Annotated in this window: 8 protein-coding genes; 5 read left to right on the top strand and 3 right to left on the bottom strand. The window is 64.4% G+C overall.

Going from position 1 to position 11046, the window contains the following annotated elements; translation table 11 throughout:
- Window positions 1-10: 10 nt before the first annotated feature.
- Entirely contained in the window at window positions 11-1612 is a 1602-nt protein-coding gene (locus ACK4SV_RS13695; RefSeq protein WP_409918401.1) for a stimulus-sensing domain-containing protein, read from the top strand.
- Between the two features lie 6 nt (window positions 1613-1618).
- Here ACK4SV_RS13695 and ACK4SV_RS13700 read toward each other — a convergent pair whose 3' ends face one another.
- Window positions 1619-2458 carry an LD-carboxypeptidase gene (locus ACK4SV_RS13700; RefSeq protein ID WP_409918402.1) on the bottom strand — a complete coding sequence of 280 codons (840 nt, stop codon included), beginning with the start codon at window positions 2456-2458 and terminating at the stop codon, window positions 1619-1621.
- Window positions 2459-2513: 55 nt separating this feature from the next.
- Here ACK4SV_RS13700 and murC point away from each other — a divergent pair, with 55 nt between their 5' ends.
- Complete coding sequence (gene murC / locus ACK4SV_RS13705; protein ID WP_409918403.1) at window positions 2514-3938, top strand: UDP-N-acetylmuramate--L-alanine ligase; 1425 nt, start codon at window positions 2514-2516, stop codon at window positions 3936-3938.
- A gap of 582 nt (window positions 3939-4520) precedes the next feature.
- Here the strand turns inward: murC and galK are convergent.
- Window positions 4521-5531 carry a galactokinase gene (galK, locus tag ACK4SV_RS13710; RefSeq protein WP_409918404.1) on the bottom strand — a complete coding sequence of 337 codons (1011 nt, stop codon included), beginning with the start codon at window positions 5529-5531 and terminating at the stop codon, window positions 4521-4523.
- Window positions 5528-6559, bottom strand: a complete 1032-nt coding sequence (locus tag ACK4SV_RS13715; protein WP_409918405.1) for a galactose-1-phosphate uridylyltransferase — start codon at window positions 6557-6559, stop codon at window positions 5528-5530. Before ACK4SV_RS13715 ends, galK begins: the two co-directional genes overlap by 4 nt.
- Before the next feature lie 163 nt (window positions 6560-6722).
- Between ACK4SV_RS13715 and ACK4SV_RS13720 the strand changes: the two genes are divergently transcribed.
- From ACK4SV_RS13720 to ACK4SV_RS13730, 3 genes are all read left to right on the top strand, one after another.
- Window positions 6723-8792, top strand: a complete 2070-nt coding sequence (locus ACK4SV_RS13720; RefSeq protein WP_409918406.1) for an alpha-galactosidase — start codon at window positions 6723-6725, stop codon at window positions 8790-8792.
- A gap of 8 nt (window positions 8793-8800) precedes the next feature.
- Window positions 8801-10756 carry a beta-galactosidase gene (locus ACK4SV_RS13725; RefSeq protein ID WP_409918407.1) on the top strand — a complete coding sequence of 652 codons (1956 nt, stop codon included), beginning with the start codon at window positions 8801-8803 and terminating at the stop codon, window positions 10754-10756.
- Between the two features lie 166 nt (window positions 10757-10922).
- The coding region (locus tag ACK4SV_RS13730) for a transposase (protein WP_409918410.1) at window positions 10923-11046 on the top strand (124 nt) is incomplete at its 3' end.

An 11046-nucleotide genomic window follows, 5' to 3' on the forward strand; every position in this document is an offset into this window, starting at 1 on the left:
GGGAACATTCATGGCCGGCACCAGCCCACCTCGCAGGACCAACGGACGGCGCAGCGCCTCGATCCTCGGCTCGCGCATTGCGCGGCTGATCTTTGCGTCAAACCTTGCCGGCCTCGCCATCCTGATTGCCGGCGCGATGGTTCTCAATGAGATGCGCGCCGGCTTCGTCGCCTCGAAGAAACAGGACCTGATTGCGCAGGCGCAGGTGTTCTCGAGCCTCCTGTCGGATGCTGCCACCACGCCGGAACCCTCGCTGAACCAGGAAGCCGCCCGCGAGACACTTGCGCGGCTGAACCTGCCGGACAGGATCCGGGCGCGTATCTTTACGCCCTCCGGCGAGATGGTGGCCGACAGTTACTTCCTGTCAGATGCCGTTGATGTCAGCGCTCTGCCGCCCCTGCGCGAGCCGGACTGGTTCGCCCGGATGGGCCGCGATCTTTCCGAATGGGCGGGCGAAGTGTTCGATGTCTTCTCGCCCCGGCGCAGCGCCGAGGCGCTCCGGGCACAGACATTCGAAGAAGAATTTCGGAGCGCGGCGCGGGGCGACGCCGCTTCCAGCCAGCGTTTTTCAGATCGCGGCCAGCGGGTCATTTCCGTCGCGCTGCCCGTGCAGCGAGTGTCTGCGGTCGTCGGTGTGCTGATCGTCGAGGGCAGCGATATTGACGAGATCATCCGGGCCGAGCGGGTGGCGCTGGTGCCGTTCATTGGCGTGGCGGTGCTGACGGCTTTTGTGACCTCGATCCTGCTGACCCTCGTGATTGCGCGGCCGATGCGGCGGCTGTCGGTCGCGGCGGACCGGGTGCGCTCGGGCGCATCGGCGCGGATGGACCTGCCGCAGCTGACGAAGCGAACCGACGAGATCGGCGACCTTGCTGTCTCGCTCCAGTCCATGACTGAGGCGCTGATCGAGCGGATCGAGGCGAACGAGCAATTCGCCGCCGATGTGGCGCATGAGCTGAAGAACCCGCTGACCTCCATCCGCTCCGCCGTGGAGACGCTGGAGCGGGTGAAGGACCCGGACGCGGCGGCGCGGCTGAGGCAGGTGATCGCCTCGGATGTCAAACGCCTCGACCGTCTGATTACGGACATCTCGAACGCCTCGCGCCTCGAAGCGGAGATGAGCCGCCTGCCGACCGAGGCCATCGACATTGCCCGCTTCGCGCGGGACATTGTGCACACCTATGAAGTGCTCGAGGATGGCGGCCAGGGCGTGCAGGTTGCCTTTGTCGATGACACGCTGGGCGCGCGCCTTCTGGTGCGCGGGCGGGAGGGGCCTCTGGGACAGGTGCTCCGCAACCTGATTGACAATGCGCGCTCTTTCTCGCCGGCTTCGGGCCGGGTGGAAGTGCGCCTTGAACAGGCCGCCGATGGCCCGCGCACGCTGGCCCGGCTGATCGTCGAGGATTTCGGGCCCGGCATTCCGGAAGACAAGCTGGAGACGATCTTCAACCGTTTCTATACGGATCGCCCCAAGGGCACCGCCTTTGGCAACAATTCGGGGCTGGGACTCTCCATTGTCCGCCAGATCGCGGCGACGCATCGCGGCAGCGTCCATGCCACCAACCGGCCCGAAGGCGGCGCGCGTTTTACTGTGGACCTGCCGGCCATCTAGGGCGCTTCAGGCAGAGGGGCGCCGGTCGCCGAAGACGACGATCTTGTTCTCCGCATCATGGCCGATATCGGCGCGGCCGAGATAGGGGATGCCATTCTTCTGGCACCAATATGCCGCGATTTCCGCTTCGGTCATGCCGAAGTCCACATCATTCACCGGGATCGGCCCGCAGCGGCCGAGCCGGATGCCGACGACGCTGCGCACGGTCTCGCTGTTCGTCAGTATAAAGATCAGCCGGTCGAGCCGGTAATGATACTCGCCGACATCCTCGATCAGCAGCGTATGGCCGGCAAGGTCCGGTGCATGGACGGTGCCGGTGAGGCTCGCCAGCACGCTGATATTGAAGGCGGCATATTTGCCCGGCGCGCGGGTTGAGGGCTCGACGCCCGCCTCGCTGTCCGCGCCTGTCAGGAAGCCGATGGCCCGGCGCACAGCCGCCTCGCCGCCCTCCCGCAGGATGTCCGCCGGCATCGGCCCATGCGCCACCCGGCCAATGCCGCGCTTCGCGAGCTGCGCCAGCAGGAAGCCGGTGTCGCTGTAGCCGAGATAGGTCTTCGCCCGCGCCGCCTCGCCGAGGCGCTCAAAGGCAAGGTCCAGCAGCCGGCAAGCCCCATACCCGCCCCGCGCAAACCAGATCGCATCGAGGCTGGGGTCATTTGCGAACTTCGCGAAAGCGTCAGCCCGCGCGCCGTCCGGCCCGGCGAAATGGCCGTGGCTGAGGAAGCATTGGGGGTGGAAGACGAGCTCGGCGGAGTTGCCTGCAACAGCGGTCACGCGAGCCGCAATGGACTGGTCCAATGCACGGCCGGGGGCGACGATGCCGATGCGTGTTTTGCGTTGTGTCAACTTTCACTCCCGGGCATGCATTGGGGCAGACAGAATCCTAATTAGAGTGCGTTTCATGACAGATCCCAAACGTTATTTCTTCTGCGGCATTGGCGGCTCCGGCATGTTGCCGTTGGCGTTGATCCTGGCGGATCAGGGCCACATTATCGAAGGCTCTGACCGGTCGCTGGATCAGGGGCGGACGCCGGCGAAGTTTGAGTATCTGCGCGCACGCGGCATCCGGCTTTACCCGCAGGATGGCAGCGGGGTGACCAGCCCCGAACAGGTCGTCGTCGCCTCGGCAGCAGTCGAAGACACCGTGCCCGATATTGCCGCCGCCCTGCGCGTCGGCGCCAAGCGGATGAGCCGGGCGCAGATGCTGTCGGCGCTGTTCAATGCCGCGCCCACGGCCATCGGCGTGGCGGGCACGAGCGGGAAATCCACCACCACCGGCATGATCGCCTGGATCCTGCACCATGCCGGCAAGAGCCCGACCGTGATGAACGGCGCGGTGATGAAGAATTTTCAGACGCCGGAGGCATTGTTTGCCAGCTCGCTCGTGGGAAGCAGCGGCATCTTTGTGTCGGAAGTGGACGAAAGCGACGGCTCGATTGCGGGATACAATCCGCGCGTGGCGGTCGTCTCCAACATCTCGCTCGACCATAAATCCATGGACGAGCTGCGTGCGCTGTTCGGCGGCTTCGCGGCGCGGGCAGAGACGGTGGTGCTGAACCTGGACAATGACGAGACCGCCCGGATGGCCGGGGACTTTCCCGAGGCGATCACCTACAGCCTCAGCCATCCGGAGGCGCAGCTTTTCGCGAGCCGTATCTTTCCGGGTGCGGATGGCATCAATTTCTCCGTATGCGACCGGACATCGAACACCGAGGCTGACATCCGCCTGAAGACGCCGGGACTTCACAATGCCTCCAATGCGCTGGCGGCCATTGCCGCCGCGATGGCTTGCGGCGTGCGTCTGGGTGAGGCGGCCGCCGCGCTGCGCGAGTTTACGGGCATTGCGCGCCGCTTCGATGTGATCGGCACGGAAGGCGGCGTGACGGTCATCGACGATTTCGGCCACAACCCCGACAAGATCGCCGCCACCTTGCGCACCGTGAACCAGTTTCCCGGCCGCGTGCTGGTGATGTTCCAGCCGCACGGCTTCGGGCCGTTGCGCAACATGCGGCGGGAGTTTGCCGAATGCTTCGCGGAAAATCTGGATGCGGAGGATATCCTGCTGATGCCGGAGCCGGCCTATTTCGGCGGCACGGTGGACCGATCTGTCAGCAGCGCAGACCTTGCCGCCGATATCCGCGCCCTTGGCCGCCATGCTGAAGCATTGGGTGACAGGGCCGCCTGCGGCGCGCGGCTGATGGAACTGGCGGAGCCCGGCGACCGCATCCTGGTCATGGGCGCGCGGGATGACACGCTGACGACCTTTGCAGAGGAGCTTCTGGCGCGCCTCGCGGCCCGCCGCCCGGACGCAGCCGAGCCCGCCTGATGGCGTGCGCCACATACTGCTGTCTGGTGCGGGAAACTTGGTGTGCCCAGCAGGATTCGAACCTGCGGCCTACGGATTAAAAGTGATAAAATTCGGTGTTCGCGGGTTTTCTTGGGCGTTCGGTATCTCATTGTTTTACACATATTTATTTGACTTTTCATGCGTGCTGATGTTCGCTCGCGGTCGCCTCAATTGGCACACTTTGGCACATTCTTGGCACACTGAACCTGTCATTCGAAAGGGCATGCATGACGAGCCGGCTGTATCCGATGTCTGCGCTTGCCGTGTCGCGGCTTTCTGCCTCGGCTTTTGTCGGGGGCGCGGCGGCGTCCCGATCAATCATATCCGGGCGCTGACACAGCACAAAGTGCCGGGCGTCATCGGCGTCCATGCGCGCCATGATTACGAGGCGGAAAAGCGCGGCGCGATGCGGACACGCTTTGGCCCCGATGAGACGCTGGCCATCCGTTTGTCGCAGGAGCCAATTGCGCCACGGGCAGCCTCGAATACGCCCGTCCGGATCGCATCGAGGTCGGCGCGTTGTTTGTCCAGGTGAGATTCCTGAGGATCATTGAAGGCCATTCAGGCGATCCGGGACGTCCCCGGATGACGTGAGTGCAGGCCGCGCCACCAGGCGTCTGCCAGCGGTGCCTCGATGAGGCAGACGAAACACCCGCCAAAGCCGGCACCGGTGATGCGCGCGCCCGCGGCGCCAAGATCGACCGCGTCGCGAACCATGGCGTCCATCTCGGGCACCGACACTTCGAAATCTTCCCGCAGGGAGGCGTGACTGGCATTCATCAGCGCGCCGAAGGCCAGAAAATCGCCAGACCGGAGGGCCGCGGCGGCGTCCAGCGCGCGGCGCCCTTCGGAGACGACATGCCGCGCCCGCCTGGCAAGCGGGCCCGGCAGGGCTTCGGCAAGGCCGGGGTCGCCATCGCAGAGATGGGCGACACCAAGTGCCTCGGCCGCCTTGAGGCACTCTTCCCGGCGCGCCTTGTACCGCCCGTCTGCCAGCGCCCGCGCGATGCCTGAATGGATCACGGCAAATGTCCAGCCTGCCGGAACGGGGATGAGTTGATAACTGCAGTCCCTTGTATCGAGCGCCAGAGCGTGCCCCGCTGTTCCGACAGCCACGGCCATCTGATCCATGATACCGCAGGGCACGCCGATGAAATCATTCTCGACAGATTTTGCCGCAAACGCGATCTCGGCAGGATCAAGTCCCGGCACATGAGCACTCGCCGCCTTCAGGGTTGCGACGATCGTGGCCGCCGATGAAGACAGGCCAGCCCCGACCGGAACAGCGCTGCTCAGCATCACATCCTGCCCGCCGCTGATCCAGCCCCTTCGGCGCGCATAGTGCAGGCCGCCGCGGACATAGTCCGACCAATGCCCTGATGCGGGCGCGTCGATGGCAAAGTCCGCAGTGTCCGGGAATTCTGCTGACTTCACCCGGTCATACCCGCGACCGTTGGTGCACATTTCAAGATCGACGCATTGCGGCAAGGCCATCGGCAGGACGGTGCCGCCATTGAAATCGATCCATTCGCCGATCAGGTTGACGCGGCCGGGAACCCTTGCACGTGTCATAGTAATCTCAGCCTTCCGGCCGCGGCCTCAGGGACAACGTCTACAGTGAAAACGCCGGTGAACTGTTCGACGCTGGCAAGAAACTTGAGCCGGCCAGCCGATCTGAGGATGGGAAAGAACTGGACGGTGAACTGGAACTTTTCGGTCATCCCGCGCGGCGCGGCCTGGAAACTCATCATGTAGGGCATGGGCTCCGCAAACAGCGCATCGAGACGGCGGGGGATTTCGCCGAGGAGGCGCGCGAGGGCGTGGATGCTGTCGCTGTCCATCTCCCACGGGCCAGCGCACGGTTTCCCCGGCATGATCCAGGTTTCATAGGGAAACCTTGCAAAGGGCGGGCAGAAGGCGGTGAGATCGCCGTCCGAGGTAACGTCAAAGGCACCATCCCAGGAGGCGTGCTCGGCGATGAGGTCGAAGCCGGCCTCGAACGCTTTCGCCGCCGACAATTGAGGCGCCGGAATATCCCCGAAGGCATAGATCTGCCCATGCGGATGGGGCAGCGTGACACCGACCTGCTCGCCGCGGTTCTCGAACGGCATCACATAGGCGAAGCCCGCCGCGTGGAGGCTCCTGTAGCGATCAATCAGCGCCTCGATGAGCAGGACCCGGCGTGCATGGGTCAGCGTGCCGAGGCTTCCGGCCGGTTCTTTCGAGAACACCACGACGTCACACTGCCCTTGGGCGGGGCCGGATGCCCAGGCGCTGAGCGGCCCGGCCGCCCCGGATGAGGCGAGGCTCGGAAACCTGTTTTCGAAAACAGCGAGCTCGAAATCCTCGAAGGGAATCTCCGTCAGCGGCCCGCCTTGCCGCGCGGGGGCCAGCGGATCGTCTGCCGCCGAGGGCAGGAATGTGCGGGATTGGCGGTGCGGCGCGTAGATGGCCCAACTGTTGCGCAAGGGATCCCGGCGCAATTCTCCCGGTGCGGTCTCTGGCCTCAGCAGTTCATCCAGCACGGGGCCGTCATGCGGCGCGTAGCCATAGAGGGCAAGGCGGCGGCCATCCGCCTTGAGATGGTCCCTGCGGAACACCTGGCCGGTCCTGCCCTCAAGCCTGATTATTGACGCTCTGGATGACATCTGGCCCAGCAAACTGCCTTGCGCGTTTGAATCAATTCGATTCCCGATAGCTACCGCGTCCGCCAGAATGATCCTAGAAGCAATGACGAGGCGCGAGGGGCCGGGTGCGGAGCGTATGACTGACAGAGCGTTTCTTTCCGACGGCCATCTGGCGCTCGAGGTGGTTCATTCGCCAGGCGGGTTCAGGCTTGGCTTCCTCGGCCCTGCGCCCGCCGCACATCCGGCGGGGCCGGCGCCGGTCCTGCCCGCCGGGCCTGACGCGCCGCCCGGTCCACTGCTGCTCGCCCAGCGAGGCAATGGGTATGACGGGCCCTCCCTCGTCGAAGCCGTCCGAATGGGCGACGGGCGCGCAGTCACGCTGCGACCGGTAACGATGGAGCAGATTGCGCACGCGGGCCTGATCCTGCGATCGGCCGATCCCACGCTTGGTCTTGGCGCCGAGGTTGAGATCCGTCTCGCGCACGGCCTGCTGCACATGCGTACGCGGGTGCAAAATGACGGGCAGGAGACACTCCTGCTCCTGAGGTGCGCGGCGCTGCTCCTGCCCCTGCCCGACTGGGCGGACGAAACCGTTTCGGCCCATGGGGCCTGGGCGCGCGAAGGGCACAAGGCGCGACGGCCAATTGAATCCGGCTTCACCGGCAGGGCTGCACGGCTCGGTCGGTCCGGATTTGGCGGGCCACCGGGTCTCGTGATCTGCGAAGCCGGCACGCGCGATGAAACGGGACGCGCACTTGGCATCCAGCTTGCCTGGAGCGGCAGCCATCTCATCCGGGCAGAGCGGCTTCGGGACGGCTCTGCGGAGCTCTGCGCCGAGGCGCTCTATGAAGCAGGAGAAATCATCCTCGAACCCGGCGCTCAGTTCGAGAGCCCCGAAGCGCTTGTTGCAGTCTCCGGACGGGGCTTTGACGGGCTTCGAGACGTCTGGCATGCCCACGCGCGCAGGCTGGTCCGGCCACGGACCCGCTCAGCGAACCGGCCGGTGCATTTCAACACCTGGGAAGCGCGCTACTTCGATTTCGATGAAGCGAGCCTGATTGAACTCGCCGGACAGGCGGCCGAACTCGGCATCGAGCGTTTCGTGCTGGATGATGGCTGGTTTGCTGGGCGCCGCAATGACACGACATCGCTGGGCGACTGGACGCCGGATCCCGTTCGCTTCCCGAATGGGCTTGGCCCGCTGATCCGCGCGGTGAACGGGCTCGGCATGTCTTTCGGACTCTGGGTCGAGCCGGAAATGGTGAGCCGTGACAGCCGGCTGTACCGCGCTCATCCGGACTGGGCGCTGGGTTACCCGGATGAGCATGCGCCGACCGGGCGCAACCAGCTTGTGCTCGATCTGTCCAATCCGGAGGTTCGCGACTACCTGTTCGATGCTCTGGCGGCCCTGCTGCGCCCCGGCGATATCGATTACCTGAAATGGGACTGTAACCGGGAGCTTTATCCAGCCTCGCATGCCGGCCGTATGCGGGCGACGGCGCAGGTCCATGGCCTGTATGCTCTTCTCGACCGTCTGCAGGCGGAGTTTCCGGATCTCGACATCGAAAGCTGCGCCAGCGGGGGCGGGCGGATTGATTTCGGGATACTGCCGCGCGTGATGCGCTTCTGGGCAAGCGATGCCACCGACGCGCTCGACCGGATCCGGATCCAGGACACCCTGTCCCGCCACGTTCCGACAGAGATGACCGGGAGCCATGTGGGCCCTTCCCCAAATCCCATCACGGGCCGCGCCTTCCCGATGGCCTTCCGGGGGCTTGTTTCAGTGTTTGGCCATTTTGGTGTCGAACTTGACCCGGCAAAGCTCAGCGAAGACGACCGTGCGATGCTTGCCAGGATGATCACGCTGCACAAACAGGTGCGGCCCGTTCTGCAGGCAGGGGTCTATAGAGTGCTGGAGTCCCGGGATCCAGCGCTGCACGTCTCCGCGGTGTTTCGCCCGGCCAAAGGCGACTTCCTGCTGAGAACGCTCAGGACCGGCATGTCCGCCTGGCCGTTGCAATCCCGCATCGCCATTCCGGGCTTGCCACACGGCGCGCGCTATGACGTGCGGGAACTTCTGCCCGACGACGCTGCCGGAAAGGATCTCGGCGTCCATACAGCCGAGGCACTCGCCTGGGGCGGCTTTCACGGGGATCCTCGCCTGCCGCATCACGGACGCCTGTTCCACTTCACTCCCATCGATTGAGTCCCGTCATGAAGCTCGGCGTCTGCTACTATCCTGAACACTGGCCGGAGGCCGACTGGGCCGACGACGCGCGCCGGATGCGCAGCCTCGGCCTGTCGATGGTGCGGATCGGAGAGTTTGCCTGGTCCCGGATCGAGCCGGCGCCGGGCGGGTTTGACTGGGGCTGGCTGGACCGGGCCATCAAAGTGCTTGGCGATGCAGGCCTCGGCGTCGTGATGTGTACCCCGACCGCCACGCCGCCGAAGTGGCTCGTTGACCTGAAGCCGGACATCCTGCCCTGCGACGAACATGGCCGGCCACGGCGGTTCGGCTCGCGGCGCCATTATTGTTTCTCCTCGCGCACCTACCGCGCCGAGAGCCGCCGGATCACCGAGGCGGTGGCAGGGCGCTACGGAGAGCACCCCGCCGTCATCATGTGGCAGACCGATAACGAGTATGGCCATCATGGCAGTGATGAAAGCTTTTCTGCCGATGCCGTTTCGGCTTTCCGCAACTGGCTGGCGGCGCGGTATGGATCGGTGGCGGCGCTGAATGCAGCCTGGGGGACGGTGTTCTGGTCGCAGGAATACGCAGACTTCAGCGAAGTGGACCCGCCGCAGGCCACTGTGACGGAGGCAAACCCGTCGCACCGTCTGGACTGGCGGCGCTTCTGCTCTGACCAGATGTGCGACTTCAATCGTGAGCAGGTCGACATCATCCGCCGGCTGAGCCCGAACCGTCCCGTGACGCATAATTTCATCGGCGACTATACCCGGCTCGATCACCGGAAGATGGGGCGTGATCTCGACTATGCCTCCTGGGACAGCTACCCGATTGGCCTCCTGAGCGAAGGTTCAGCGCCGAAGGAAGAAAAACTCCGCAGGCTGAGATATGGCGATCCGGATTTTGCCGCCTTCAACCATGATGTCTTCAGGGCCTGCGCCCCAAAATGGGGGATCATGGAGCAGCAGCCGGGCCCTGTGAACTGGGCGGGCTACAATGCCGCGCCCGCACCGGGCGCGGTGCGCCTTTGGAGCTGGGAGGCGTTTGCGCATGGGGCAGATTTTGTCAGCTATTTCAGGTGGCGTCAGGCGTCCTTTGCGCAGGAACAGATGCATGCAGGCCTGCTGGCGAACGACCGAGCGCCGCAGCCAGTATGCGACGAGATCCGTCAGGTGACGGATGAACTGGGCGGCATTCCGGAGATCCGGAAGGACCAATCGAGGATCGGACTTCTCATCGACTATCCGAGCCTCTGGCAGCTGGAAATTCAGCCGCAGGGAAACAGGCAGGGCCCCCTATGGCCCGCCCGGACCTGTTACAAGGCCTGCCGGATGCTTGGCCAGACGATCGACATCCTGTTCCCCGACCAGGAGTTTGAAGGCTATCACCTGATCCTTGTGCCGGCCCTGACCGTGCTCACGGAAGCCCTTGCTGATAAGCTCGCGCGTTCAGGCGCGCTCATCCTTGCCACACCGCTCACCGGCGCCCGGGATGAAAGCGGCCGGACGGCAGCGCCCCTGCCCCCGGGACCGCTGGCAAACCTCACGGGGACGCGTGTCCTCTCATTCGAAAGCCTGCCAAAGGAAGCTGCATTTGCAGTGCAGACAGCGGACTCAAAACTCACCGGCCACATCTGGAAAGAACGCATTGAGACGATAGCCGAGGTCCGCGGCTGGTTTGAGGACCGCGCGCCCGCCTATTCCGTCTCAGGGAACTTCCATTATCTGGCCTTCTGGCTGGATGAGGATTCCTGGATCGCGTTGCTCCGGCAGATCTTCGAGAGCCTTGGGATCGACCATGTCGAAACGGGGCCTGACCTCAGACTGGTTAAAGCCGGACAGATGATGTTCGCATTCAATTATGGTCCGGATACTGAGGATCTTGGGGCAAGGGGCATCGGGCCGGAGGACGAGACGTGGATTATTGGGGCTCAGTGCCTGCCCGCTGCTGGCGTTGCAGTCTGGACGATCTCGGGTCCATGAAAAGTTGATGTGAGTTACAAACCGGGCCGCCAACTTGAATCAGGTCAATGTTCGCATTTTCTGAATCGTCGCAGCGTTTTCGGGGTTTGCTCTGCCCCCAACAAACTGGATCGTTTCGGCTTGGAGTTTCCGGTATCCTGGAACCTGGCTGGGAGGAGACAGAAGGATACGAGCATCGAAGTTCACGGACGCGCAGAAGGCGTTCATTATCAAGCAGGGCGAGTCTGGGATTCCGGTGGCGGAGATATGCCGCAAGGCGGGGATCAGCCAGGCGACGTATTTTAACTGGA

The sequence above is a fragment of the Hyphomonas sp. genome (genome assembly GCF_046313735.1).
Classification (GTDB): Bacteria; Pseudomonadota; Alphaproteobacteria; order Caulobacterales; family Hyphomonadaceae; genus Hyphomonas.